General features: G+C 60.8%; 25 protein-coding genes and 3 tRNA genes. 16 read left to right on the top strand and 12 right to left on the bottom strand.

The window, feature by feature from the left end; translation table 11 throughout:
- Positions 1 to 65: 65 nt before the first annotated feature.
- Positions 66 to 866, top strand: coding sequence for an endonuclease/exonuclease/phosphatase family protein (locus ABQX22_RS03975; RefSeq protein ID WP_349796705.1), 801 nt, complete (start codon positions 66 to 68; stop codon positions 864 to 866).
- A gap of 63 nt (positions 867 to 929) precedes the next feature.
- Here the strand turns inward: ABQX22_RS03975 and ABQX22_RS03970 are convergent, their stop codons facing one another.
- A complete protein-coding gene (locus ABQX22_RS03970; RefSeq protein WP_349796703.1) occupies positions 930 to 2,258 on the bottom strand; it encodes an OprD family porin in 1,329 nt (442 codons plus the stop codon).
- A gap of 560 nt (positions 2,259 to 2,818) precedes the next feature.
- Positions 2,819 to 3,787, bottom strand: a complete 969-nt coding sequence (locus ABQX22_RS03965) for a site-specific integrase (protein WP_349796701.1) — start codon at positions 3,785 to 3,787, stop codon at positions 2,819 to 2,821.
- Positions 3,788 to 4,055: 268 nt separating this feature from the next.
- Here ABQX22_RS03965 and copC point away from each other — a divergent pair, with 268 nt between their 5' ends.
- The 4 genes from copC to ABQX22_RS03945 all read left to right on the top strand — a co-directional run bounded on the left by copC (position 4,056) and on the right by ABQX22_RS03945 (position 7,038).
- Positions 4,056 to 4,445, top strand: coding sequence for a copper homeostasis periplasmic binding protein CopC (copC, locus tag ABQX22_RS03960; protein ID WP_349796699.1), 390 nt, complete (start codon positions 4,056 to 4,058; stop codon positions 4,443 to 4,445).
- Between the two features lie 4 nt (positions 4,446 to 4,449).
- Positions 4,450 to 5,322 carry a copper homeostasis membrane protein CopD gene (copD, locus tag ABQX22_RS03955; protein ID WP_349796697.1) on the top strand — a complete coding sequence of 291 codons (873 nt, stop codon included), beginning with the start codon at positions 4,450 to 4,452 and terminating at the stop codon, positions 5,320 to 5,322.
- A 96-nt stretch (positions 5,323 to 5,418) separates the two neighbouring features.
- Complete coding sequence (ada, locus tag ABQX22_RS03950; protein ID WP_349796695.1) at positions 5,419 to 6,534, top strand: bifunctional DNA-binding transcriptional regulator/O6-methylguanine-DNA methyltransferase Ada; 1,116 nt, start codon at positions 5,419 to 5,421, stop codon at positions 6,532 to 6,534.
- Between the two features lie 63 nt (positions 6,535 to 6,597).
- A complete protein-coding gene (locus ABQX22_RS03945) occupies positions 6,598 to 7,038 on the top strand; it encodes an antitoxin Xre/MbcA/ParS toxin-binding domain-containing protein (protein WP_349796693.1) in 441 nt (146 codons plus the stop codon).
- Here the strand turns inward: ABQX22_RS03945 and acuI are convergent.
- Complete coding sequence (acuI, locus tag ABQX22_RS03940) at positions 7,028 to 8,023, bottom strand: acrylyl-CoA reductase (NADPH) (RefSeq protein WP_349796691.1); 996 nt, start codon at positions 8,021 to 8,023, stop codon at positions 7,028 to 7,030. The two genes, ABQX22_RS03945 and acuI, sit on opposite strands and share 11 nt — an antisense overlap.
- A 152-nt stretch (positions 8,024 to 8,175) precedes the next feature.
- On the opposite strand from acuI, the gene ABQX22_RS03935 reads away from it, so the two are divergent.
- From ABQX22_RS03935 to ABQX22_RS03905, 7 genes are all read left to right on the top strand, one after another.
- Entirely contained in the window at positions 8,176 to 9,252 is a 1,077-nt protein-coding gene (locus ABQX22_RS03935) for an NAD(P)H-dependent flavin oxidoreductase (RefSeq protein WP_349796689.1), read from the top strand.
- Positions 9,253 to 9,525: 273 nt separating this feature from the next.
- The gene (modA, locus tag ABQX22_RS03930; protein ID WP_349796687.1) at positions 9,526 to 10,293 is read left to right on the top strand and encodes a molybdate ABC transporter substrate-binding protein; all 768 of its coding nucleotides are present in this window, start codon (positions 9,526 to 9,528) and stop codon (positions 10,291 to 10,293) included.
- Positions 10,294 to 10,974: a molybdate ABC transporter permease subunit gene (modB, locus tag ABQX22_RS03925; protein WP_349796685.1), complete on the top strand. Its 681-nt coding sequence runs from the start codon at positions 10,294 to 10,296 to the stop codon at positions 10,972 to 10,974.
- A gap of 4 nt (positions 10,975 to 10,978) precedes the next feature.
- The gene (gene modC / locus ABQX22_RS03920) at positions 10,979 to 12,067 is read left to right on the top strand and encodes a molybdenum ABC transporter ATP-binding protein (RefSeq protein WP_349796682.1); all 1,089 of its coding nucleotides are present in this window, start codon (positions 10,979 to 10,981) and stop codon (positions 12,065 to 12,067) included.
- Between the two features lie 95 nt (positions 12,068 to 12,162).
- Complete coding sequence (locus ABQX22_RS03915; protein WP_349796680.1) at positions 12,163 to 13,206, top strand: DNA topoisomerase IB; 1,044 nt, start codon at positions 12,163 to 12,165, stop codon at positions 13,204 to 13,206.
- 59 nt (positions 13,207 to 13,265) lie between these two features.
- Positions 13,266 to 13,439: a hypothetical protein gene (locus ABQX22_RS03910; protein ID WP_349796678.1), complete on the top strand. Its 174-nt coding sequence runs from the start codon at positions 13,266 to 13,268 to the stop codon at positions 13,437 to 13,439.
- A 37-nt stretch (positions 13,440 to 13,476) separates the two neighbouring features.
- Complete coding sequence (locus tag ABQX22_RS03905) at positions 13,477 to 16,158, top strand: excinuclease ABC subunit UvrA (protein WP_349796676.1); 2,682 nt, start codon at positions 13,477 to 13,479, stop codon at positions 16,156 to 16,158.
- Positions 16,159 to 16,161: 3 nt separating this feature from the next.
- On the opposite strand, the gene ABQX22_RS03900 is transcribed toward ABQX22_RS03905, so the two are convergent.
- The 3 genes from ABQX22_RS03900 to ABQX22_RS03890 all read right to left on the bottom strand — a co-directional run bounded on the left by ABQX22_RS03900 (position 16,162) and on the right by ABQX22_RS03890 (position 18,884).
- On the bottom strand, positions 16,162 to 16,401 hold the full coding sequence (locus ABQX22_RS03900) for a hypothetical protein (RefSeq protein ID WP_349796674.1): 240 nt from the start codon (positions 16,399 to 16,401) through the stop codon (positions 16,162 to 16,164).
- Between the two features lie 98 nt (positions 16,402 to 16,499).
- Positions 16,500 to 16,718: a hypothetical protein gene (locus ABQX22_RS03895; protein ID WP_349796671.1), complete on the bottom strand. Its 219-nt coding sequence runs from the start codon at positions 16,716 to 16,718 to the stop codon at positions 16,500 to 16,502.
- Between the two features lie 537 nt (positions 16,719 to 17,255).
- Positions 17,256 to 18,884, bottom strand: coding sequence for a methyl-accepting chemotaxis protein (locus ABQX22_RS03890; RefSeq protein ID WP_349796669.1), 1,629 nt, complete (start codon positions 18,882 to 18,884; stop codon positions 17,256 to 17,258).
- Positions 18,885 to 19,201: 317 nt separating this feature from the next.
- Here ABQX22_RS03890 and ABQX22_RS03885 point away from each other — a divergent pair, with 317 nt between their 5' ends.
- Positions 19,202 to 19,483, top strand: coding sequence for a hypothetical protein (locus ABQX22_RS03885; RefSeq protein ID WP_349796667.1), 282 nt, complete (start codon positions 19,202 to 19,204; stop codon positions 19,481 to 19,483).
- 17 nt (positions 19,484 to 19,500) lie between these two features.
- Positions 19,501 to 19,800: a tyrosine-type recombinase/integrase gene (locus tag ABQX22_RS03880; RefSeq protein ID WP_349796665.1), complete on the top strand. Its 300-nt coding sequence runs from the start codon at positions 19,501 to 19,503 to the stop codon at positions 19,798 to 19,800.
- Between the two features lie 80 nt (positions 19,801 to 19,880).
- On the opposite strand, the gene ABQX22_RS03875 is transcribed toward ABQX22_RS03880, so the two are convergent.
- A tRNA-Leu gene (locus ABQX22_RS03875) sits at positions 19,881 to 19,967 on the bottom strand.
- A 501-nt stretch (positions 19,968 to 20,468) separates the two neighbouring features.
- Between ABQX22_RS03875 and ABQX22_RS03870 the strand changes: the two genes are divergently transcribed.
- Positions 20,469 to 20,663, top strand: coding sequence for a hypothetical protein (locus ABQX22_RS03870; RefSeq protein ID WP_349796663.1), 195 nt, complete (start codon positions 20,469 to 20,471; stop codon positions 20,661 to 20,663).
- Positions 20,664 to 20,765: 102 nt separating this feature from the next.
- Positions 20,766 to 20,948, top strand: a complete 183-nt coding sequence (locus ABQX22_RS03865; protein ID WP_349796661.1) for a hypothetical protein — start codon at positions 20,766 to 20,768, stop codon at positions 20,946 to 20,948.
- A gap of 165 nt (positions 20,949 to 21,113) precedes the next feature.
- On the opposite strand, the gene ABQX22_RS03860 is transcribed toward ABQX22_RS03865, so the two are convergent.
- The 5 genes from ABQX22_RS03860 to gacA all read right to left on the bottom strand — a co-directional run bounded on the left by ABQX22_RS03860 (position 21,114) and on the right by gacA (position 24,432).
- Positions 21,114 to 21,187 (bottom strand) — tRNA-Cys (locus tag ABQX22_RS03860).
- A 46-nt stretch (positions 21,188 to 21,233) separates the two neighbouring features.
- Positions 21,234 to 21,309 (bottom strand) — tRNA-Gly (locus ABQX22_RS03855).
- A 60-nt stretch (positions 21,310 to 21,369) separates the two neighbouring features.
- Entirely contained in the window at positions 21,370 to 21,936 is a 567-nt protein-coding gene (gene pgsA, locus ABQX22_RS03850; RefSeq protein WP_349796659.1) for a CDP-diacylglycerol--glycerol-3-phosphate 3-phosphatidyltransferase, read from the bottom strand.
- A gap of 26 nt (positions 21,937 to 21,962) precedes the next feature.
- Positions 21,963 to 23,786 carry an excinuclease ABC subunit UvrC gene (uvrC, locus tag ABQX22_RS03845; protein ID WP_349796657.1) on the bottom strand — a complete coding sequence of 608 codons (1,824 nt, stop codon included), beginning with the start codon at positions 23,784 to 23,786 and terminating at the stop codon, positions 21,963 to 21,965.
- Between the two features lies 1 nt (position 23,787).
- Positions 23,788 to 24,432, bottom strand: a complete 645-nt coding sequence (gene gacA, locus ABQX22_RS03840; protein WP_349796655.1) for a response regulator transcription factor GacA — start codon at positions 24,430 to 24,432, stop codon at positions 23,788 to 23,790.
- Between the last annotated feature and the right edge of the window lie 29 nt (positions 24,433 to 24,461).

Genomic DNA, 24,461 nt, shown 5'->3' with positions numbered 1-24,461 from the left:
GTCAGGCTGAACCCCTGTCGCGCTCGCGGGTCCCAGCTACACAACCCTTGAACAGGAACGTCCGAGTGACACCCGACCCCGCTGGCATTAGCGCCGACTCGCCCGGCATTTCCGATGCCCCTGACGTGCATCGTTTGCGGGTGCTGACCGTCAACACGCACAAGGGCTTCACTGCACTCAACCGTCGTTTCATCCTGCCGGAACTGCGCGAAGCCGTCCGTGCCACCAGCGCTGATCTGGTGTTTTTGCAGGAAGTGCTCGGCGGCCACGACGGGCATGCCACGCGGTATCAGGACTGGCCGAGCATGTCGCAATACGAGTTCCTGGCCGACAGCATGTGGAGCGATTTCGCCTATGGCCAGAATGCGGTCTACCCCGACGGCCACCACGGCAATGCCCTGCTCTCCAAGTACCCGATCATTCGTCATCGCAACCTGGACATTTCCATCACCGGCCCCGAACGCCGCGGGTTGCTGCATTGCGTCTTGCAGGTCCCCGGACACGAAGAAGTGCATGCCATCTGCGTGCACTTGAGCCTGCTGGAAAGCCACCGCCAGTTGCAGCTGGATTTGCTGTGTCAGTTGCTGGACTCGCTGCCGGACCATGCGCCGGTGATCATCGCCGGCGACTTCAACGACTGGCAGCTGCAAGGCAACAAGCGCCTGGGACGGGTCGAGTACCTGCACGAGGTGTTCGAGCGCCATGGCGGGCATCTGGCCAAGACCTACCCCGCGCGCTTTCCGATGCTGCGCCTGGACCGGATTTACCTGCGTAACGCCACCAGCCATGAGCCGCGCATTCTGGGGACGCGCCCGTGGACGCACCTCTCGGACCACCTGCCACTGGCGGTTGAAGTGCACATGTAACGCGCAAAAAAAAAGCCAGACACCGTATATCGGCGTCTGGCTCTTTTTATAACAACCCCCGGCTCAGAAGATATTGATCGGGTAATCGGCAATCAGGCGCAACTCATTGTTGTCCCCTTCAGCCTGATCGGCATTGCCGCGATGGAATGCCTGACGCATACGCAGCGACAGATCCTTGAGCGAACCGGACTGAACCACGTACTTGGCTTCAAGGTTAGTTTCGTGATGTTTGCCATCCTCTCCGTAGCCGTAGGCCCCGTAAGTACTGTTAGATGGCAGATGGCTGCCATCGATATCATCGCCGCTGATATAACGGGCCATGAAACTGAGCCCCGGTACGCCATAACTGGCCATGTTCAAGTCATATCGGGCCTGCCAGGATTTCTCCCCCGGACCGTTAAAGTCAGAATATTGAACCGAGTTCGCCAGGAAGATCGAATCTGCGGTGTCACCGGGGCCGTTAACGCCGAACGCTACATAATCGAAGGGGGTATCGCCGTGAACTTTCTGGAAGGCCAGGGTCACGGTGTGCGCGGTCAGGAACGAATAAGCCGCCGCCAGCGACCAGGTGGTGTTGCTGATATCGCCTGCTTTGGCCGAGCCTGAATCATTGGTGCGGTAAATATTGAAATCGAAATTTAACGACTGCTGATCGCTGATCGGCAAGGTGTAGTTGGCGTTGGCGTAGTACTGATTCCAGACGTCCTTGAGATCGGAACCGTAAAGGCTCAACGACAAGTTATCGGTCAGCGCATATTTGCCGCCCGCGTAGTCGATACTCGACGCCGTGACGTTGGCGTACGACGCAAAGATGTCGTGATCGTTGTTGGTAGTAACCGGTCCATTGCCACCGGTGAAGTGACCGCCGTCCAGTTCCAGGCCGGCAATCTCGCTGCTCAACAGGTTAAAGCCGGTGGCCGTTTGCGGGAACAGGCGTGAGCCCCCCGCCCCGAAAACCGGCGCGGTCGGCTGCAGATTGCCGTAGCGCAGCTCAGTCTTGGAAATGCGCATCTTGATCGCACCACCGGCCGTGCCGTACTCGTCTTCCGGGTCGCCGTTGCGGTCCACCGGCAGGTTGCCGGTGCCCGAGGTGCCGCCACCGCCGTCCAGTTTCAGGCCCCAGTTGGCATACGCGTCAACACCGAATCCGACCGTGCCCTGGGTGAAGCCCGAGCTGAAGTTGCCCAGTACGCCCTGCGTCCAGTCCTTGCGGTCGCCGCCGCCGTTCTTGCCGTCGCGATTGAAATAGTAGTTCTTGAGGTGAACAGTGAGGCTGCTGTCCTCGACGAAACCCTTGGTTTCGGACTGATCACTGACGACCCCGGCTGTCGCCAACTGACTTACGCCCAGTGAAACCGCGAGCGTGACGAGGTTCCATTTTACAAACGTCATTGTTATCCCCTGTTTATTAAGGCCCAACATTCCAGACGCCTGACACACGGGCCGTGCCCCTGATCCAGGCGATTGAAGAACGGTGGAGTAAGCGCTGTGGCAGATGGGCTAAATACATCATGACCGTGGTTCAAGCCACGGCGAGTTCACAGACTCTGAGCCTGTTATCGTTATAGTGCCGCTTACGCATTTGCGCAATGACAGGCGGGGTGTGCTCCCCTCGCCGTCGAATTTTTAGCATCTCCCCGGGCCGCCAATGATCAATGAGTCGTGATAGTCACTATCGACTAACGTAATAGTTCAAACATCGGATGCGGTGTTACCGTTGTCGGCGATGAAAGACCACGTATCCACTGCCTGATGACTCCGCAGCTTCAGGCACCAGACACTTGCTCCACTTCATCATTCCTTTGGTAAGACTTTTTAGCCACTTCACTTTTGTGCGGTGGCTTTTTTTATGAATTATTTTTCATAATTAAGACGCGGTCCAGTTAGTTGCGCTGCCCGTTAACGCCCTCAACTTAGCGATTCTTCGTCCGGGCCTGAACACGGATTGATCGTCACAGATCAAGCCGGTCAACCACCCGCCGACGCGCGTTGTCGTCGCGCATGTCATAGCCCACCGTGGTAGCGATGTTGGTGTGGTGGGCGAGCTTCTGAGCGATGGCCAGGTCGTGCTCCTCTATCACGCGGGTGATGAACGAACGCCGAAAATCATGGGGCATGATCTCGACCCCGACCTGGCGCCCGCGCTGCTTGGCGATGAAGTAGATGGCGTGTTTGGTGATGCGCTCGCGGGTGATGTGATTGCCGCGGCGGATGCGGTTGAACAGAAACGTGTCGTCCGGCACACCCGCCGGCAAATGATCCCGACGCAACGTCAGCCATTCACTCAAGGCCTCGAACGCCCACGCCGGGGCATATTTGATCAGCTGCCGGTTGCCCTTTCCCGTCACCCGCAGGCTGCGCTCGGCGAAATCCAGCTGCGCCAGATCGAGGTTCACCGATTCCGATTTGCGCATGCCCGAGCCATACAGGATCGCGATCAGCGCCGCATCACGCTTGCCCTGGGGTTTGGGGTCGGCGGCGCAGACCGCCATCAATTCGCGGATCAACGTGCGACGGATGTTGCTGCCGCGCCCGAGTCGCGTACCGCCCATGGCCTTGATCCCGCGAATCTTCAGCAGCTGCTCGTGACTGATCAGGTCCTGACGCCACGCCTCGTTCATCACCCCGCGAATCGCGTTGACGTAGAGCGAGGACGTATTGGGCGCGTAATTGTCGTCGCGCAGTGCCGAAACCAGCGCCGTGATGTGGCCCGGTTGCAGCTGATGCCAGGGGATGTCGTGCAGGTCGACGTCGACAAAACCCAGGCGGTCGGCAGCGTCCTGCAACACGTATTTGATGGTCAGGCGACTGGACGGCGCCAGGCGCGCGAGGTACAGCGCCAGCGGTGCCTGGAGCGCCGGCATGAGCGGCGCAGCGATATGGGGTGCTTCGGGCGGGCGATGGGCAGGTATGTCAGACACGTGCTTGGGGGCTCCGGTAACGGCGAAGGCTCTGCAATGGCCTTTTTGCGACACTGAAAAGCAGGACTCTACAGCACAGCCCCGGTGATTAATCAACCGGTCCGGGAGGTGGGGGGATCTCTGGCGGCGCTCGGAGATCGGATTGTCTGGAATCGTGGTCGGCTTTCTGGTCTAGTAGCCCGCGGATCGTCGCGCACCCTTGCGTCGATTTCCCTGCCGTTCAACCCGCCGCACCGTTCACTGCCGCAATGATAAAAAAGGTACCCCGATGTTTGCCAAACGCCTCAAGTACGCCCTCTCCTCCCTCGCCGTCCTGGCCTGCCTGACCACCGCCACCTACGCCCTCGCCCACGCCCATCTGCAAAGCCAGTCGCCGCCCGCCGACAGCGAAGTGACGTCGCCCAAAGAGCTGCGGCTCACGTTCTCCGAAGGCGTGGAAGAAAAATTCAGCAAAGTCAGCATCAGCCGCGACGGTCCGGGGGACAGCACCGAAATTGTCGCCACGCAGACCATCGTCACCGACCCTGCCGACAAGAAGGTCCTGATCGTCACCCCCGCGGTCGCGCTGAGCCCCGGCAAATACAAGGTCGAGTGGCACGCGGTCTCCGTAGACACCCACAAAAGCGAGGGTGTGTACCGCTTCGAGGTTACCCCGTAACGCCATGCACGAAGGATTGATCCTGTGCCGGTTCGTGCATTTCGGTGCCGTGTTGCTGCTGTTCGGCCTCCTCCTGTTCCGGCGGCTGTTCAGGGCAAGCCTGACCCCTTTTGAACACGGCCCCGTTGCGCGGCGCGTCGATGACCTCAACCGCTGGCTCGCCGCCGTGGCCCTGCTCAGTGCCGTCGCCTGGCTGATGCTGACCGCCGGCAGCATGGCCGGTGACTGGCGTGACATACTCGTCCCGGACACCGTGGCCCTGGTCCTGGGCAGCACCTTTTTTGGTCACGTGTGGGTCGTGCATCTGGTCCTTGCGCTGCTGGCGCTGCTCGGCGCATGCACCCCGCGCCGAATGCCCGTGGCGCTGCAAACCCTGCTGGTCACGCTGCTGCTGTGGACGCTGGCGCCGGTGGGGCACGGCGCCATGTTCGACGGAGTTCGTGGGCAACTGCTGATCGTCAACCAGATGATTCACCTGAGCGGTGTCGGCCTGTGGCTCGGCGGACTGTTGATGCTGGCGCTGCTGCTGGCCGCACCGGGTGCGCTGGATCTGCGCGCGATCCTGCAACGGTTCAGCGGCATCGGCTATATGCTGGTGGCGACGATCATCGTGACGGGGCTGATCAATGTTCGCGCCCTCAGCGGTGGGTTCTGGCCGCAGCCGGCGTTCTCCGGGTTCGGCCTGGTGCTGGCGGTCAAAGCCGCTCTGGTGCTGGCGATGCTGGTGCTGGCCCTGATCAATCGGACCCTGTCCCGCGCGGGCTCGCTCAACGTGGCGGCACTGCGGGTCAGCGTAGGGCTTGAGTGCGCGTTCGGGGCGTCGGCCCTGGCGGCGGTTTCCCTGCTGGGCACCCTGCCACCGATGCTGATGGGGTGAGCGGCACGACACGGAATTAGAATCGCAAGACTCGGAGTTTGCGGCCCCGCACGAGGGAATAATCTGCAAGCATCCGTCATCAGAGGTCATGCAGCCATGTCACGCGTCAGAACCGTTGCCCTCATCAGCACTGTCGAGAATGACCCGCGGTGGACCGCCGTGGTGTCCCGCGACGCCTCGGCTCAGGGCCAATTCGTTTACGGCGTGCGCACCACCGGTATTTACTGCCCGCCCGGCAGCACGGCCCGTTTGCCGCGTCCGGAAAACGTCGAGTTCTTTGACACCCCGGCCCAGGCGGAGGCCGCCGGTTATCGTCCCAGCAGGCGGGCAACGGCGGTTCAGGCCCAACTGAGCGGACAACACGCCGTGCGGGTGGCCAACGCGTGCCGGCAGATCGCCGAGGCGGAACAATTGCCCAGCCTGCATCAGTTGGCCGAACACGCCGGATTGAGCCCTTGGCATTTTCACCGGGTATTCAAAAGCGTGACCGGCCTCACGCCCAAGGGCTATGCGGCGGCGCATCGCGGCCAGAAGATGCGACGCCAGCTGGCGGACACCGGCTCGATCACCGATGCGCTGTATGCCGCCGGTTTCAATTCCAACAGCCGGTTCTACGAAACGTCCGACAAGCTCCTGGGCATGACCCCCACCGATTACCGCCAGGGCGGCACCCATCACCAGATCCGTTTCGCGGTGGGCGAGTGTGCGTTGGGCGCGATTCTGGTGGCGCAAAGCGCACGGGGGGTCTGCGCGATATTGCTGGGCGACGACCCGCAGCAACTGGTGCATGAGTTTCAGGATCGCTTTCACAGCGCCGAGCTGGTGGGCTGTGACCCCGCGTTCGAGCAGCGAGTGGCGGCGGTGGTGGGGTTTGTCGAGGCGCCAGGCGTGGGGCTAGATCTGCCGCTGGATGTTCAGGGCACGGCGTTTCAGCAGCGGGTCTGGCAGGCCCTGACGCAGATTCCCTCCGGCAGTACCGCCAGCTACGCCGAGATTGCCGCTCGCATTGGCGCGCCCACGTCATCCCGGGCCGTGGCCCAGGCCTGCGGTGCCAACTGGCTGGCGGTGGCCATTCCCTGCCATCGGGTGGTGCGCAGCGACGGCGGGCTGTCCGGGTATCGCTGGGGCATCGAGCGCAAGCAAGCATTGCTGGCCCGCGAAGCGCGGGATGTCGCGGCGGCTGAACAACCCGGTAATACCTTCACGCGCTAGGCAAGTTGCGCTGGGCTAGCCTTTTCGGACCGCCACACCGGCACGACAAGGAATGCCCAGCCGATGGACACCCGTAAGCCCACACCACTTGATGCTCCCACCTTCTGGCTGATCGCCGACCAACTCAACGCGCGCACCGAAGCCGAGCGCCTGCGCTACATCCAGGCAGGCTTTCCGCCGGGGTGGGTCAAGGCCACGCGGCAAGCGTTCAAGCTGACGCCGCGACGGCTCGAACGATTGCTCAACGCCTCGATGTCCACCCTCGAACGCCGGCAACGCCAGATGCAACCGCTGGATGTGGTGGCTTCCGAACGGCTGGACCGCGTTGCCGAGATGGCCACCCAGGCGGTGTCGGTGTTGGGCGACCACGCTGCCGCCAGCCGCTGGATGGTGCGTTGTCAGGCGGCGCTTGGGGATCAGACGCCGCTTCAGCTGTGCGAAACCGAGCTCGGCGCGCGGCAGGTCCGGCGACTGCTGCACGCCATGGCCGGGGTCAACGATTGACGTTGACCACCACCCGTCCCCGAACGGTGCCGTCCAACAACTGTTGCGCCACCTCGATCGCCTCGCTGAGGCCGATTTCCCGGGTGATAAGCGCCAGCTTTTCAGGATCCAGGTCGACGCCCAGCCGCTCCCACGCGTCGATCCGGTCCTGGTAAGGCCGCATGACGCTGTCGACCCCCGCCAACGTGACCCCACGCAGAATGAACGGCGCCACGGAACCGGGGAATTCCATGCCCTGGGCCAGGCCGCACGCTGCTACGGTGCCGCGATAGCGGGTGGTGGCGCAGACGTTGGCCAGGGTGTGACTGCCCACTGAATCGATGGCGGCGGCCCAACGCTCCTTTCCCAGCGGACGGCCCGGTTCGGACAAGGTGGCGCGGTCGATGATGTCAGCGGCGCCCAGTTGCTTCAGGTAATCGCTCTGCGCCAGCCGACCGGTGGAAGCCACCACCCGATAGCCCAACCGCGCCAGCAACGCGATGGAAAAACTGCCGACGCCGCCGTTGGCGCCGGTCACCAACACCTCGCCCTTGTCCGGGGTCAGGCCGTTTTTCTCCAGGGCCATGACCGCCAGCATCGCGGTGTAGCCTGCCGTGCCAATGGCCATGGCTTGCGCCGGGGTAAAGGCCTTGGGCAACGGAATCAGCCAGTTGCCGTCCAGCCGCGCTTTTTGCGCCAGCCCACCCCAATGCCCCTCGCCCACGCCCCAGCCGTTGAGCAGGACCGCATCGCCGGGCTTGAAAGCCGGGTGGCTGCTGCTGTCCACGGTGCCGGCGAGGTCCACACCGGGCACCATGGGAAATGTGCGCACCACCGGGCCTTTGCCGGTGATGGCCAGCGCATCCTTGTAATTGAGTGTGCTGTACGCGACGTTGACCGTGACGTCGCCCGCTGGCAGGTCAGCTTCATCAAGGGACGTCACGCGGGCGTGATAACCACTGTCGTCTTTGTCGATCAAAATACCGTTGAACACGCGGCTGGACATGGATGCCTCCGATAGGAACCGGTCGTTTGAGGGTTGAACGATGATGTCAAACAGGGCTTGATTGAGCCGTTCAGCATTAGGACACCGCACGCACTCATCCTGTGCGCTATAAAATCACATTCGCGGATTCACTGCCCCCTGGAGAACTGCCCATGATTGCCTGGCCCGACACCCGCCTGCTCCAGCTCCTGGACATCGAACTGCCCATCCTGCAGGCCCCCATGGCCGGGGCCAGCGGGTCTGCCATGGCTATTGCTGTCGGCACTGCGGGCGGTTTGCCGTCCTTGCCCTGCGCCATGCTTAACGCCGAGCAGATCCGCGAGGAAGTCAGCCTGATCCGCCAACACACCCGTGCCCCGCTGAACCTGAACTTCTTTTGCCACGCAAGCCCTGCAGCGGATCCCGAACGCGACGACGCCTGGAAAACCCTGCTCCAGCCGTATTACCACGAACTCGGTGCGGACTTCGACGCACCGACCCCCACCTCCAACCGCCACCCGTTCGACGCCGCCGCCTGCGCGTTGGTCGAAGAACTGAAACCTGAGGTGGTGAGCTTCCATTTCGGCTTGCCGGACGCCGGGCTGCTGGCGCGGGTCAAGGCGACTGGCGCCAAGGTCATTTCCTCGGCCACCACCGTAGAGGAAGCCCGGTGGCTGGAGGCCCGGGGCTGTGACGCGATCATAGCCATGGGGTATGAAGCGGGCGGCCATCGCGGCATGTTTCTCAGCGATCAACTGCACACGCAGGTGGGCACCCTGGCGCTGGTGCCGCAGATCGCGGACGCCGTCCGTGTGCCGGTAATTGCTGCCGGCGGAATCGCCGACGGGCGCGGCATTGCAGCCTCGTTCATCCTCGGGGCCTCGGCGGTGCTGATCGGCACGGCGTACCTGTTCTGCCCTGAAGCGAAAGTGAACCCCTTGCACCACCAGGCGTTGCGCGCAGCCACCGACAGCCAGACCGCCCTGACCAACATTTTCACCGGGCGGCCTGCACGGGGCATCGTCAACCGCATCATGCATGAGCTGGGCCCCATGAGCCCGCAGGCACCGGCATTCCCCACCGCCGGCGGCGCGTTGATCCCGCTGCGGGCCAAGGCCGAGGCCCGAGGCGATGACGGCTTCATGAACCTGTGGGCCGGGCAAGCCGTGGGGATCAAACACGAACTGTCCGCCGGCGACCTGACCCGAAAGCTGGCTATCAACGCGCTGGAGAAACTGGCGGGGCATTAAATCGCTTTTGATTCTGGCCGCAGGCATTGGATCTGCGGCGCACGCGGGATTGGAGGCGTGACAAGACTCGTGGAGGTAGCCGGAACAGGGACCGCTCCGCGCTCCATCGCGGGCAAGCCTCGCTCCCACGCCTTCGGCAGAAGCGGAAATCCGTCGCGCTTGAAATCTGTGCTTCCTTGCATCGAGGAGTCGCTATATATTTCGGTTCATAGCGACTGGCCTGCAAGAGCCGCCCCCCCTTATTTCCCTCACACAACAATCCGGAGCCGATTCATGCGCGCCAACGTCCTGCGTCATACCCTGACATCCCTCGCCCTTGCAGTGGCCGTCTGTTCGGCCGGCAGCGCGCTCGCCGATGAGGTGCAAGTGGCGGTGGCGGCCAACTTCACCGCGCCTATTCAGGCCCTCGCCCGGGATTTCGAACAGGACACCGGCCACAAACTGGTCGCTTCCTTCGGGGCCACCGGCCAGTTCTATACCCAGATCAAGAACGGCGCGCCGTTCGAAGTGTTCCTCGCCGCCGACGACACGACCCCGGCCAAACTGGAGCAGGAAAACGAGACCGTCAAAGGTTCGCGCTTCACCTACGCGGTGGGCACCCTGGCCCTGTGGTCGGCCAAGGAAGGCTACGTCGACGACAAGGGCGACGTGCTGAAGAAGAACGCCTACCAACACCTCTCCATCGCCAACCCGAAAGCCGCGCCTTACGGCCTGGCGGCCACGCAAGTGCTGGACAAACTCGGCCTGACCGACGCCACTAAACCGAAGATCGTCGAAGGCCAGAGCATCGCCCAGGCGTACCAGTTCGTGTCCACCGGCAACGCTGAACTGGGCTTTGTCGCGCTGTCTCAGGTGTACAAGGACGGCAAACTGAACAGCGGCTCGGCGTGGATAGTGCCCGCCAACCTGCACGAGCCGATCAAGCAGGACGCCGTGATCCTCAACAAAGGCAAGGACAATCCGGCCGCCAAAGCGTTGATGGACTACCTCAAGGGCCCGAAAGCCGCCGCAGTGATCAAATCCTTCGGGTATCAGCTGTAAATGCCGCTGGGCAGTGCCGACATGGCGGCAATCTGGCTGACGCTGAAACTGGCGTCGCTCACCACCGTGATCTTGCTGATCATCGGCACGCCCATCGCCTTGTGGCTGGCGCGCACTGACTCCTGGCTCAAAGGCCCGGTGGGCGCGGTGGTGGCGTTGCCGCTGGTGCTGCCGCCCACCGTCATCGGGTTTTACCTGCTGCTGCTGCTCGGGCCCAATGGCGCGCTGGGCCAGCTGACTCAGAGCCTGGGGCTGGGCACCCTGACCTTCAGTTTCACCGGGCTGGTCATCGGCTCGGTGCTGTACTCGATGCCGTTCGTGGTGCAGCCGTTGCAAAACGCGTTTGTGGCCATCGGCACGCGTCCCCTTGAAGTCGCCGCGACCCTGCGCGCAGGTCCATGGGATACGTTTTTCTCGGTGGTCTTGCCCCTGGCCCGGCCCGGCTTTATTACCGGTGCGATCCTGGGGTTTGCCCATACCGTCGGTGAGTTCGGCGTGGTGCTGATGATCGGCGGCAATATCCCGGACAAGACCCGGGTGGTGTCCACGCAGATCTTCAACCACGTGGAGTCCATGGAATACCTGCAAGCCCACTGGCTGTCGGGCTTCATGCTGGTGTTTTCATTCCTGGTCCTGTTGGCGCTTTATTCCAGCGGCAAGACCAAAGCCGGCTGGAGCTGAGCCCATGACATTGCCTCTGGACATCCGCCTGAACATGGGCTTCAACGACTTTACGCTGGACGTCGACCTGGCCCTGCCCGGCCGTGGCGTCAGCGCGCTGTTTGGCCACTCCGGCTCCGGCAAGACCACCTGCCTGCGCTGCATCGCCGGGCTGGAAAAAGCGCCGGAAGGCTTGATCCGCATCAACGGCGAAACCTGGCAGGACAGCGCCAACGGCGTGTTTCTGCCGCCGCACAAACGCGCCGTCGGTTATGTCTTTCAGGAGGCCAGCCTGTTCCCGCACCTGTCGGTGAAAGGCAATCTGGAATTCGGCCTGCGCCGCATCCCCACTCATCAACGGCGCGTGCAACTGGACCACGCCAGCGAACTGTTGGGGATCGATCACTTGCTGGCCCGCGACCCCGCCACGCTGTCCGGGGGCGAACGGCAACGGGTCGGCATCGCCCGCGCGCTGCTGACCAGCCCCCGGTTGCTGCTGCTGGACGAACCGCTGGCGGCACTGGACGCCCGGCGCAAGAGTGAAATCCTGCCGTACCTGGAACGTCTGCACGACGAGCTGGAGATTCCGATGCTGTATGTCAGCCACTCACAGGACGAAGTGGCGCGGCTGGCGGACCATCTGGTGCTGCTCAGTGACGGCAAGGTGCTGGCCAGCGGGCCCATCGGTGAAACCCTGGCGCGACTCGATCTGCCGCTGGCCATGGGCGACGACGCGGGGGTGGTCATCGAAGGGATCGTCAGCGCCTATGACGCCGACTACCAGTTGCTGACCGTGCGCCTGCCCCGCAGTGAGCTGACGATTCGTGTCGCGCATTCGCCGCTGCAACCGGGCAAACCGCTGCGCCTCAAGGTCCAGGCACGGGACGTGAGCCTCAGCCTGCAGCCAGACGAACACAGCAGCATCCTCAACCGTCTGCCGGTCACGGTCGTCAGCGAAATTCCGGCGGACAACGCCGCCCACGTGCTGGTGCGCATGGACGCCGGCGGCACGCCCCTGTTGGCGCGCATCACCCGCTTTTCCCGGGATCAATTGCACCTGCAGCCCGGCCAGCGATTGTGGGCGCAGATCAAATCGGTGGCGCTGCTGGCCTGATCCTGCGACACGCGATGACGGCGTCCGGTTAAATTCTCGGCACCACTGCAAGCGGCGGCGGTCAATCAAAGGACCAGCCTTGAGGACGCCCCGTCATGCCCGATTCCGATGTCATCGCCAATCTCCCGAAGGACTTGCACTACGTCGATGACAGCCAGCCCGGTTTCAGTCGCAAGGTCCTGCGGGGCAAAGTCGTTTATTTCGATAAGGCCGGCGAGCGCATTCGCGACGAAGCCGTGATCAAGCGCATCAACCTGCTGGTTATCCCGCCCGCCTACACCGACGTGTGGATTTGCGCCGACCCGCGCGGCCATTTGCAGGCCACCGGCCGTGATGCCAAAGGCCGCAAGCAATACCGCTACCATCCCCGCTGGCGCGAGATCCGCGACGAGAACAAATACTCGCGGATGATCGCCTTCGGTATTGCTCTGCCCAAAGTGCGCAAGAAACTGGAAGCGCAACTGGCGCTTCCGGGCATAGGCCGCGAAAAAGTCATGGCGACCGTGGTCTCGCTGCTCGATGCCACATTGATCCGGATCGGCAACACGCAGTACGCGCGCGACAACCGGTCCTACGGACTGACCACGCTGCGCAATAAGCACGTGGACGTCAAAGGCAGCGAGATCCTCTTCGAGTTTCGGGGCAAGAGCGGCGTCGAGCATCAGATCAGCGTCAAGGACCGGCGCCTGGCCAGGATCATCAAGCGCTGTATGGAGCTGCCCGGCCAGAACCTGTTCCAGTACCTGGACGATGACGGCCAGCGGCACACCGTGTCGTCTTCGGACATCAACAACTATCTGCACGAACTCACCGGCGCCGACTTCACCGCCAAGGATTACCGCACCTGGGCCGGCAGCGCACTGGCGTTGTCAACGCTCAGCAAGCTGGACTGGCAGCCTGCCGCCGATGCCAAAAAGCACATTGTGAGCATGATCAAGGCGGTCTCGCAGCAACTGGGCAATACGCCCGCGGTGTGCCGCAAATGCTACATCCACCCGGCCGTACTGGAAGGGTTTCTCGTGGGGGACCTGCATAAGCTGCCGCCCTCGCGACAACGCAAAGGCCTGCGCATGGAAGAGGTCGCACTGGCGAACTTCCTCAAAGGCCTGCAAGCGCAGCTCGAAAGCCAGGCGAGCTAGACACACTGACCGAGCCCCGCAGGCTCGGCCTGTCCACTCTCAATACAGGAAGACCTGACATGGCCCAAGACAAGCACGACCAACGCGGCATCAACCTCAACGACCCGGACGCGCGCCCTTCGGACGCCGCTGATCACGAAGACCGGGTTGATGAGATGCGCGAGGAAAAATCCGTCACCGGCGGCGAGCACGATGACCAGGGCCACACCCCGAAAGTACCCGGCGCGAACTGATCCGTTCGCCACCTTGATGCCCCCATAAGGCTGGACAATGACTTCAAAGCTTCCCTCCTCCACTCCCGCCCACGCGTCCTCTTCTTCACCGCAGCCCGGTGAGTCCGTTCACAGCGGGTTCGTCAGGGTGCGGGGCGCCCGTGAACACAACCTCAAGGACGTGGATGTCGACATTCCGCGAGATGCCTTGGTGGTGTTCACCGGGGTGTCCGGCTCGGGCAAGTCCTCGCTGGCCTTCTCCACGGTGTATGCCGAGGCCCAGCGGCGTTACTTCGAGTCGGTGGCCCCTTACGCCCGGCGCCTGATCGATCAAGTGGGCGTTCCGGACGTCGATTCGATTGACGGCCTGCCACCCGCCGTCGCCCTGCAGCAGCAACGCGGGACGCCCAGTACTCGCTCGTCAGTGGGCAGCGTCACCACGCTCTCCAGCCTGATTCGCATGCTCTACTCCCGCGCCGGCCATTACCCGGCCGGCCAGCCGATGCTCTACGCCGAGGACTTTTCGCCGAACCTGCCACAAGGCGCGTGCCCGGAATGCCACGGCCTGGGCCGGGTCTATGAAGTCACGGAACAGCTGATGGTGCCGGACGACTCGCTGACGATCCGCGAGCGTGCGATTGCCTCGTGGCCGCCCGCGTGGCAGGGCCAGAATCAGCGGGACATCCTGGTGACCCTGGGTTATGACGTGGACATCCCGTGGCGCGATCTGCCAAAAAAAGACCGCGACTGGATTCTGTTCACCGAAGAGTCCCCCACCGTGCCGGTCTACGGCGGGCTTTCACCCGCAGAGACCAAAATCGCCCTCAAGCGCAAACTCGAGCCGAGCTACCAAGGCACCTTTACCGGCGCCCGGCGCTACGTGTTGCACACCTTCACGCATTCGCAAAGCGCACTGATGAAAAAGCGCGTGTCGCAGTTCATGCGCGGCAGCCCCTGCCCGCTGTGTGATGGCAAACGCCTCAAGCGTGAAGCCCTGTCGGTGACCTTCGCCGGCCTGGACATCGGCGAGCTGCAGCAAATGCCGTTGCTGGCCCTGGCGGAAGTGTTGCGACCGGTGGCAGCAGGCACCTTTTCAGCGGAGGCCGAATCAGACAGCGGCACGCTGGACGCCGCCCAACGGGACAAGGCACGCAAGCAGCGCGTCAAAGCCGGTGGTTCGGCCCACGACGCCGCGCCGGATGTGCGCCCCACTCCTAATCTGTCCATCGAAAAGCGTCTGGCCGCGCAACGCATCGCCCAGGACTTGCTCGCGCGGGTCAGCACATTGACCGACCTGGGGCTGGGCTACCTTTCCCTTGATCGCAGTACGCCAACGTTGTCGTCCGGCGAATTGCAGCGCCTGCGCCTGGCCACACAATTGGGGTCGCAGCTGTTTGGGGTGATCTACGTGCTGGACGAGCCCTCGGCGGGCCTGCACCCGGCGGACAGTGAAGCGCTGTTCAACGCCCTGCAACAACTCAAGGCTGCGGGCAACTCGCTGTTTATCGTGGAGCATGACGTGGAAACCATGCGCCGGGCCGACTGGCTGATCGATGTCGGCCCTGCCGCCGGCGAGCATGGTGGGCGCGTGCTGTACAGCGGGCCGCCAGCCGGTCTGGCCGATGTCGAGGAATCGCAGACCCGGGCGTACCTGTTCGCCGGGCCCGTCGCCAAGCCGGACGACCGGCGCACCGCCACCGGCTGGCTGAAGCTTGAAGGCATCACCCGCAACAACCTGAACAAGCTGAACGCCGAGTTTCCTTTGGGTTGCTTTACCGCAGTCACCGGGGTGTCCGGCTCGGGCAAATCGAGCCTGGTCAGCCAGGCCCTGCTTGAACTGGTGGGCGCCGCCTTGGGCAAGCCTGCCGCAGCGAGCGAACAGGAAGAGCCCAGCCTGGAAGACGATGCGCCGCAGGTCACCGATGGCCGGATTGCCAGCGGACTGGAATCCATCACGCGTCTGGTGCAAGTGGACCAGAAGCCCATTGGCCGCACGCCGCGCTCCAATCTGGCGACCTACACCGGGCTGTTCGACAACGTGCGCAAGCTGTTCGCCGCCACGCCCGAAGCCAAAGCCCGTCACTATGACGCCGGACAGTTTTCATTCAACGTCGCCAAAGGGCGCTGCCCGGTGTGCGAGGGCGAAGGTTTCGTCAGCGTCGAGTTGTTGTTCATGCCGAGCGTTTACGCGCCCTGCCCGACCTGCCACGGCGCCCGCTACAACCCTGAAACCCTGGCCATCCAGTGGCAGGGCCTCAGCATCGCGCAAGTGCTGCAACTGACGGTTGAGGAAGCGGTTGACGTGTTCGCCGAACAGCCCGGCGTCGCGCGGTCGTTAGCCGTGCTGCGCGACATCGGGCTGGGCTATCTGCGCCTGGGCCAGCCCGCGACCGAACTGTCCGGTGGCGAAGCACAACGGATCAAACTGGCCACCGAACTGCAGCGCGCCCAGCGCGGCGCCACGTTGTACGTCCTGGACGAGCCCACCACCGGGCTGCACCCCCGCGACGTCGACCGCTTGCTGCTGCAACTGAACGCGCTGGTAGACGGTGGGCATACGGTGGTGGTGGTCGAGCACGAAATGCGCGTCGTGGCCCAGAGCGACTGGGTCATCGACATCGGGCCCGGTGCGGGTGACAAAGGCGGCAGAATCGTTGCCAGTGGCACGCCAGAGAAAGTGGTCAAGGCGTCGGCCAGCCGCACTGCACCGTTCCTCAAGAACGCCCTGCACGGAAAGTGACGCTTAGGCCTGGCTTGGAACCTGAACCTGCACGGCGGAGATGCCCAGCAACTCCGCCTGACGCAGAATCTCGTCCGGGGTCGCGTCGGCATTAGGCATGTTCAGACTGTTTTCGGAGTCGCCAAAGTGCAGCTGGATCAGGTGCAGCGCGGCGTCATGGGGAGAAAGGTGTTGATCAGCGAGCGCAAAGGCGTGGCTGCGGGGATTGTGCTCGAACAGATAGTCGACGGTGTAAAGAGGCATGCTGAACTCCCGAGGTGCGCAGTTTGGACACCTGTATCCTGACTGTCCGGTCAGGTAAAGGTTCCCGCTGCATCAAGGAGTACGGCTGGGCTTCCTGGTCAGGCCGCAACCAGATCCGTTGTTCTGCCTTTGGGCAGTGGATCGCGTCGCAGGTAACGCAACCAGCTGGCGAATGCCTGCTGCTGACGAAGATGCGCTTCGTGCCAGTCTGCGCTGCCGACCTGGCTCAGGCCGATCTCCATCATGGCGGTGGTAGCCCTGTTGAGTTCGCAGAGAAGCCGTTGGCTGTCTTGAGGATGAATTTCAATGGGTTGCATTGGGATGTCTCGAATGACTGGACACTACACAGACCCGTCAAATCGGGATTAGATTCCGGAGGTAGTGCTGGCACTGACGAGCGGTAGCACAAGATGACTGTCGAAAGGAAGCTTAGGGGGCGCCTGCTAACGCGTTGATGCGTCGCAAAATGTATCGTTTCCCTGCTTGAGTCGCTTCAAATACCCAGAAACGACTCAGGCGCTCCGGATTGCTCCGTAAGTGCCTGACTTATTTGGTGCCCCGAGCCGGAGTCGAACCGGCACATCCTTTCAGACTACGGATTTTAAGTCCGCAGACAAGCCCTTGTAATTTAACGACTTATACCGCTAATCGTTCCGCAATCTTTGTTTTTTGTCTTGTCCGTATCCCTTTGTTTTCAAGGGGGGCAGGTTATTTTTGCGGCAAGATTTCAACCCCTCCCCTGGCGTCCTGCCCACCGACACAAAATCCAAATCCAAATCAGTTATGCCCCGATGGGAGATAGAAGACAGTGTTCAGAGAGGAGCCGATGAACTTGCACCATTGGTGTCGAATTTCTATAACTTAAATTTGAGTAACGTCGTGTTTAAATTGTTTGCCAGCAGTGCCAATGACTGGCTGGCGCTGCTTGTCTGGTCGGCGCGAACAGCGGACTGGACTGACAGATCTCGGATACGCACCAAGTTGCGGTCAACTTCCCGAGCGACCTGAGATTGCTCTTCAGAGGCACTGGCGATAACCATATTTCGTTCGTCAATGACCGTGACTGAGCTCGCTATGAGGGTGAGTGCATCATTGGCCGACTGAGCTTGGCCCTTAGTGCGCTGCGCTTGGTCAGTGCTTACTGCAAGCGCCGATACTGTGCTGCTCGTCCCGGCCTGGATAAGACCAATCATCGCTTCAATTTCCCGTGTAGATTCACTGGTGCGGTGGGCAAGGGCGCGCACCTCATCAGCGACCACCGCAAAACCTCGGCCTGCATCGCCTGCACGTGCAGCCTCAATCGCGGCATTGAGTGCCAACAGGTTGGTTTGCTCCGACACTGAGCGAATCACCTCCAGTACCTTGCTAATTTCTACCGTTCGGGTAGCAAGGATCTGCGCCTGTTCCGAGGCAGTAAGCACGTTTTGCGTCAGCTCAATGATGGAACTGACTGTCTCGTTCAGCTCCGCTTGGCCTTGCAGCGCGGTGCGGGATGAACGCTTGGATTCTTCCGATGTGGAGACGGCGTTACGCGCCACTTCTTCGATGGCCTGACTCATCTCGGTGACGGCTGTGGCGGCCATTTCGATTTCGCTGTTCTGTGCCTGCAAGTCCACGTTGCTGCTGAGCATCAGTGCATTCATTTCCTCAGCGGCCGACGATAGCTGACTGGCAGCGTCACCCACCTGATTAAGCGTCGAACGCAGATTCTCTCGCATGCGAGCCATCGACTGGAGCAGTAAGGCCGGCTCGTCAATGCCGGCAGCATTAGATTCACTCTCTCTCAAATCGCCGGCCGCAACGCGTTCCGACGCCCTGAGTGCGTCATTGATGGGGCCTGCCAGGCTCCTGGTCAACCGCCAGGCCATTATCAACGTCGTGAATATCGCCAAAACGATTACTAAGGCCGTGATCAGCTTCGCGCTGGCAAATTCATTAGATGCGACCGCGCTGGATTGGGCTTCAGAATCATTATTTAATTTTTCGAGCTTGCCCAATAATTCCGACATCCCGTCCGCAACTGACGGCAATGTGTCCCAGGCGATCTGCCGCGCCTGTTCCCCTTCAGCGCTCTTCGCCAGATTGAACATTCGATCGGACTGATCGGCATAGGTTTTGTAAGTTGCCTTCAGATCAGCAATCAGTGAGCGCTCGTCATCACTTGTAATAAGCGGCGTGTAGGCCACAATTGCGTCATTAAACGCGTCTTCCTTTTTCACAAGCTCGCTATGGGCCAAGTCGATTTGGCTGCTATCTTTGGCGGTGAGCAGCTTCATTACCCCATAGCGGGTATTGGCAAATGCCAAGGCGATGTCATCACCTAGTGCGATGCCTGGCAGCGAGTCATTCTCGATCTCAAGCCCTTTTTCTCGAATAGTGCTCATCTGATGAAGACTGAAGGCTCCCAGACCCAAGACCATTAGGATCATGAAGGCGAAGCAGGCTAATGTTCGGTTAGAGATTTTCAACGATCGTAGGGCCATGCAAACACCTGGTCATTTGGAGGACATCGAAGAATGCCTATGCCAATGCTTTTGTATCGCCCTAGCAACGGTAATAATGAGGGGCAAATCTTAAATAAGCGTACTGTCAGGAAAACACCTTCTTCGGCGCGTAGGGATCTTGGACACCGCTGTCGAAGTAGTGTAACGCTGATAAATTTTTACTCTCGTGGTTTGATCGATTAAGTATGACGGTGCTGATGTCAATCCCGGGCGGTAAGGGCGAGATAATTCCGAATGCGTTGCTCCCTGTAGAGTAGGTCAATGAATACGGGGTTTAGGTTCCGGCGCCCTTTATCGTGCCCATCGCCAACTGGTCAGGCGAAACGGTGCAGTTAGCCAATCAGCCGCTGCGCACCGTCACCTCCTACCCGAAAGGCGGCGCGTTCTCAGTGGTCGGCCCGGTCATTGCGCCAGCCACTCACCAGGGCAGCGACCGCATCAACGATCCAATGGAGCCGCTGCCGACTGTGACATGCGCCAACCGCGGCGAACTCACGCTGATCAGCCCTGTGATGATCACCGCGGCCCACGGCGAAGGAAAGCCTGGCGGCGTACAACGCTGGGGGGGACGGCAGTAGGTCGGCGGCAGATCCAGTTGGGACTGTCACGGCAAGCCGCGCTGAAGGTGAGGTCTACCAAGCTGATTATCACCGTCGACGGCGCCGCGATGACGGCAGCGATCCTGAGGAAGCGATTTGATGACGCCAGGAAGGCAGCGAATGTGCCGAAGGCTGAATTTCAGATGAGGCATTTGCGTGCGAAGGCGGGCACGGACAAAGCGGAAAGCAGCGGGGATATCTTGCAGGCGAAGGATCAGTTAGGTCACACCACGGTGGCGATGACCGAGCATTACATCCGAAGAAGGAGAGGGAAAAAGGTCACTTCAACGAAGTGAATTGCGGCAAAATTTTATAATTGCGGCAATACTGAAATAAATCAGGCGCTTAGGGATCATTCCTAAGCGCCTGATTTGTATGGTGCCCCGAGCCGGAGTCGAACCGGCACATCCTTTCGGACGACGGATTTTAAGTCCGGTGTGTCTACCAATTTCACCATCAGGGCGGTAGCACGCTTGCGCGCTGCGGCGTCTATGAACACAAAGCGCCTGCGCGGCAAGAGGGTGGGAATATATACATCCCTTTGCGGTGGCGCAAGGGTGGCGGTGAGCTAAATGACTCCAGGCCTTGTCGCAGACGGCAAATAAAAAGTGCCGTAAATCAGTGATCTACGACATGCCCCGCGCAGCCTCAACGGTTCTCAATCTCTGGCATGACCGTACGATGCGCTTTGCGCGGCAACCTGCTCGCTCTCAACCCGTGTATGCCACACGCTCAACGCTGTTCCCCGTTGCGGACACCGGCAAATTTACTCGGCAAGCTGAATGAGTCATGAGCAAATTCCGCCCTGTATCAACACGTCCAGTGGGTACATAGACAGGCAGACAGGGCTATATCTCGAAAAGATTCCTTGGTAGACCAGCTCGGGCGGCAAAGCTAGCCTTCCAATCTGTAGCGCTCAGAATCAGTGGATTCAAGAATTAGGACCCTCGTTAAGGAAATCAAAATGCTACAGGACGACCGAAAATTTCTTGAGCTTGAAAAGCTGCAGATTGAGACCAGGAAATTGGTTTCCGAGACTCGTAAGCTGCTAGCTGAGGAAAGGAAACTAAGAAGCGAGGCCTTTTGGTATCCATTCCTGGTGGGGGCTGGTCTGATCACTGCTGCAAGCGCAATCATTAACCTGCTGTCCGATGCTTGAGTCATTGGCGACGCAAGATGCGTTACACGCAAAATCTTGAATTTTTTTGCCGGCAGACTCACATTACTCAGCAGCTATCCAAAGATCCGACGAGACATTTCAATGAACAATGCACGCAATAGCAACAACACACCTAGAGCCCTGAGTCGTGAGATAGCGGATCTGGACGCCCAGATGAATGCAAAGCTCTCATTTGCATCACGCGTGGGGTTGTTGCCCTTCGCCGTCGGCGCAGCATCTGCACTGGCTACCTTGCTGGTGTTCAAGTTCGTCATCCATCTTTGAGCAGCGCTGGTGAAAATTCTATGGTACGAGCGCAGCAGTACACCAGTCGCTAACTTAGGAACATGAAGCTAGCTGCGGAAGTGACTTGAACTGAAGCGGAAGTAATTGCTTAATCCAAGACATAAGAAAAAGCCCCTAAGACGTTGATCTTAGGGGCTTTTAAAGTGGAGGCCGAGGTCGGAATCGAACCGGCGTAAGTGGATTTGCAATCCACGGCATAACCATTTTGCTACTCGGCCTCAAACATTCAGGGTTCCAACCGCTAACACCAAATGCATTTTAAACTGGAGCGGGAAACGAGACTCGAACTCGCGACCCCGACCTTGGCAAGGTCGTGCTCTACCAACTGAGCTATTCCCGCTTCTTGGTGGCCGCCATTCTATAGATTCAAATGACGGCGTCAACCCTTTGATTCAAAAACTTATTTCTCTTCCGTCGTGGGACGCAGATGAGGCCAGGCGGCGCGCAAATATTGCACCATCGACCACAATGTCAGTCCGGCGGCGATCATCAGCAGCACGTAACCCAGCACCACCCAGAAGGTGAACGCGGGGGCGTTGGCGAGCAAGATGATGAGCGCGACCATCTGCGCAGCCGTTTTCCATTTGCCCAGGTTGGACACGGCCACCTGAGCACGCGCCCCCAGTTCGGCCATCCATTCGCGCAATGCAGAGATCACGATCTCGCGGCCGATGATGACAGCAGCAGGCAACGTCAGCCAGAAGTTGGCGTGGGCCTGGACCAGCAGCACCAATGCCACCGCCACCATCAATTTGTCTGCCACCGGATCGAGGAACGCACCGAACGGCGTGCTCTGCTCCAGGCGTCGGGCCAGATAGCCATCCAGCCAGTCCGTTGCAGCGGCCAAAGCAAAGACCGAACTGGCCGCCATGTAGCTCCAGTGATAGGGCAAATAAAACAACAGAATGAAGATCGGAATCAGCAGGACACGTAAAACGGTGATCAGATTAGGGATATTCATCGGCACAACTGGCTACGAGGTGAGCGGGCAGTCTACTCGCTGTGCAGGTTCGCATAAATCGACTCTGCGAGCTTTTTACTGATTCCGGGTGCTTTTGCTATTTCTTCGATGCTGGCGCGGGCCAATTCCTGCAAGCCGCCGAAATGCTTCAGCAGATCACGTCGACGTGTCGGGCCTACCCCTGCGACACCTTCCAGCGTCGAGGTGCGGCGGGTCTTGCCACGTCGTGCACGGTGTCCGGTAATGGCGAATCGGTGCGCCTCGTCGCGGATCTGCTGAATCAAATGCAGTGCCGGCGAGTCCCCTTTCAGCGTGAACTCATGGGCCGCGTCGTTCAGGTAGAGGGTTTCAAAACCTGCCTTGCGCGTGGCGCCCTTGGCAATACCCAGCAAAATCAGGTCGGGTACGGCCAGCTCGTTCATCACATCGCGGGCCATGGACAACTGTCCCTTACCGCCGTCGACGATCAGGATGTCGGGCAACTTGCCCTCGCCGTCCTTGATCTTGCCGAAGCGACGCGTCAGCGCCTGGTGCATCGCGGCGTAATCGTCGCCGCCGGTGATGCCTTCGATGTTGTAGCGGCGATAATCGGCCTTGATCGGGCCTTCCGGTCCGAACACCACGCACGACGCCACAGTGGCTTCACCGCTGGAATGGCTGATGTCATAGCATTCCAGGCGCAGAGGGATTTCGTCGAGCTTGAGCACCCCGGCCAACGCCTCGAAGCGCGCTGCCATGTGTTGCCGGTTGGCCAGCCGTGCGCCCAGTGCCTGTTCGGCATTGGTCACTGCCATTTGTTGCCAGCGTGCGCGGGTGCCGCGCACGCGGTGGCTGATGGTCAATTCGCGTCCGCGCGAGGTTTCAATCGCCTCGATCAGTGCCGGGAAGTCTTCGTTCAGCACATTGACGATGATTTCGCCCGGCAATTCGCGATCTGTGCCGCCCAGGAAATACTGCGCCAGGAACGCCGACATCACCTCGCCCACCTCTTCCTCAATACCGACCTGCGGGAAGAAGTTCTTGCTGCCCAGGACTCGTCCGCCACGCACGCTGATCAAGTGAACGCAGGCGCCGCCCGGGTTGACGAATGCGGCGACCACATCGACATCCCCGGTACCGCCGTCCATGTTCTGCTGGTCCTGCACACGACGCAGCAGACCAATCTGGTCCCGCAGCTCGGCGGCGTGTTCGAAATCCAGCGCCATGGCGGATTTCTCCATCAGCATGTTCAACTCGTCAGTCAGCGCATTGCTGCGGCCTTCGAGGAACATCACGGAGTGGCGCACGTCTTCGGCGTAAGTCTCGGTCTCGACCAGTCCCACGCAGGGCGCCTTGCAGCGCTTGATCTGATATTGCAGGCACGGCCGGGTGCGGTTCTTGTAAAAGCTGTCCTCGCACTGCCGCACCAGAAAAGTCTTCTGCATCAGGCTCAGGCTTTCGCGAATCGCACCTGCGCTCGGATACGGGCCGAAATAACGGCCCTTGCCCTTCTTCGCCCCGCGATGAATGCTCAGGCGCGGGAAAGGCCCGTCCGACAAATACACATAGGGGTAGGACTTGTCGTCACGCAGCAGGATGTTGTACGGCGGACGCGACTCCTTGATCAGCGTCTGCTCCAGCAGCAACGCCTCGGTTTCGTTGGCGGTGATGGTGGTTTCGATCTGCGCGATGCGGGCGACCAGCGCACCGGTCTTGGGCGCATGGCCGGTCTTGCGGAAATAGCTGGCAAGACGCTTTTTCAGGTTTTTGGCTTTGCCGACATACAGCAGACGAGCATCGGCATCGAACATCCGGTAAACACCCGGACGACCGCTGCACGTGGAAAGAAAAGCACTGGGATCGAACAATTGAGTCATTTCAGGCGCTGGCATCCACCATGCCGTGACGGACAGCCAACAAAGCGAGTTCGACATCACTGCCGATCGAAAGCTTTTCAAAGATGCGGTAACGGTAGGTATTCACGGTTTTAGGGGAAAGGCACAACTTGTCGGAGATGGTCTGCACTTTCTGGCAGCCGACAATCATGAGCGCAATCTGGATTTCACGCTCTGACAATAAGTCGAACGGCGAGTTGTTGGTTTGCGGCTGGAACGACTTGAGCGCGAGCTGCTGGGCAATCTGCGGACTGATGTACCGTTGCCCGGCGAACACCAGACGAATGGCCTGGACCATTTCAGTCAACCCGGCCCCCTTGGTCATGTAGCCGGCGGCACCGGCCTGCAGCAGCCGAGTGGGGAAAGGATCTTCCTCACAGACCGTCACTGCCACCACCTTGATCTCAGGGTGGCTGCGGAGCATTTTGCGCGTGGCCTCAAGGCCGCCGATGCCTGGCATCTTGACGTCCATGAGCACCACGTCGGGCTTGAGCTCCCGGGCCTTTTTCAAGGATTCTTCACCGGAGTCAGCTTGTCCCACGACCTGCAGACCGTCAATGTCGGCCAGCATCCGTGTGATACCTGTCCGAACCAGATCGTGGTCATCGACAACCAGCACCCTAATCAAGCAGACACCTCACGAACGATATGACGACA

The organism is Xanthomonas sp. WHRI 1810A, from assembly GCF_040202885.1.
In the GTDB taxonomy this organism is placed as follows: domain Bacteria; phylum Pseudomonadota; class Gammaproteobacteria; order Pseudomonadales; family Pseudomonadaceae; genus Aquipseudomonas.
This window is presented reverse-complemented; position numbering and strand designations above follow the sequence as displayed.

Excerpts from the sequence above, each read along its gene's own strand:
- ABQX22_RS03895 (WP_349796671.1), bottom strand. The coding sequence starts at position 16,718 with ATGCAACCCATTGAAATTCATCCTCAAGACAGCCAACGGCTTCTCTGC.
- uvrC (WP_349796657.1), bottom strand. The coding sequence starts at position 23,786 with ATGACTCAATTGTTCGATCCCAGTGCTTTTCTTTCCACGTGCAGCGGT.
- modC (WP_349796682.1), top strand. The coding sequence starts at position 10,979 with ATGACATTGCCTCTGGACATCCGCCTGAACATGGGCTTCAACGACTTT.
- ABQX22_RS03870 (WP_349796663.1), top strand. The coding sequence starts at position 20,469 with ATGCTACAGGACGACCGAAAATTTCTTGAGCTTGAAAAGCTGCAGATT.
- ABQX22_RS03905 (WP_349796676.1), top strand. The coding sequence starts at position 13,477 with ATGACTTCAAAGCTTCCCTCCTCCACTCCCGCCCACGCGTCCTCTTCT.
- modB (WP_349796685.1), top strand. The coding sequence starts at position 10,294 with ATGCCGCTGGGCAGTGCCGACATGGCGGCAATCTGGCTGACGCTGAAA.
- modA (WP_349796687.1), top strand. The coding sequence starts at position 9,526 with ATGCGCGCCAACGTCCTGCGTCATACCCTGACATCCCTCGCCCTTGCA.
- ABQX22_RS03865 (WP_349796661.1), top strand. The coding sequence starts at position 20,766 with ATGAACAATGCACGCAATAGCAACAACACACCTAGAGCCCTGAGTCGT.
- ABQX22_RS03970 (WP_349796703.1), bottom strand. The coding sequence starts at position 2,258 with ATGACGTTTGTAAAATGGAACCTCGTCACGCTCGCGGTTTCACTGGGC.
- ABQX22_RS03915 (WP_349796680.1), top strand. The coding sequence starts at position 12,163 with ATGCCCGATTCCGATGTCATCGCCAATCTCCCGAAGGACTTGCACTAC.
- copC (WP_349796699.1), top strand. The coding sequence starts at position 4,056 with ATGTTTGCCAAACGCCTCAAGTACGCCCTCTCCTCCCTCGCCGTCCTG.
- ABQX22_RS03935 (WP_349796689.1), top strand. The coding sequence starts at position 8,176 with ATGATTGCCTGGCCCGACACCCGCCTGCTCCAGCTCCTGGACATCGAA.
- ABQX22_RS03890 (WP_349796669.1), bottom strand. The coding sequence starts at position 18,884 with ATGGCCCTACGATCGTTGAAAATCTCTAACCGAACATTAGCCTGCTTC.
- ABQX22_RS03945 (WP_349796693.1), top strand. The coding sequence starts at position 6,598 with ATGGACACCCGTAAGCCCACACCACTTGATGCTCCCACCTTCTGGCTG.
- acuI (WP_349796691.1), bottom strand. The coding sequence starts at position 8,023 with ATGTCCAGCCGCGTGTTCAACGGTATTTTGATCGACAAAGACGACAGT.
- ABQX22_RS03910 (WP_349796678.1), top strand. The coding sequence starts at position 13,266 with ATGGCCCAAGACAAGCACGACCAACGCGGCATCAACCTCAACGACCCG.
- ABQX22_RS03900 (WP_349796674.1), bottom strand. The coding sequence starts at position 16,401 with ATGCCTCTTTACACCGTCGACTATCTGTTCGAGCACAATCCCCGCAGC.
- copD (WP_349796697.1), top strand. The coding sequence starts at position 4,450 with ATGCACGAAGGATTGATCCTGTGCCGGTTCGTGCATTTCGGTGCCGTG.
- ada (WP_349796695.1), top strand. The coding sequence starts at position 5,419 with ATGTCACGCGTCAGAACCGTTGCCCTCATCAGCACTGTCGAGAATGAC.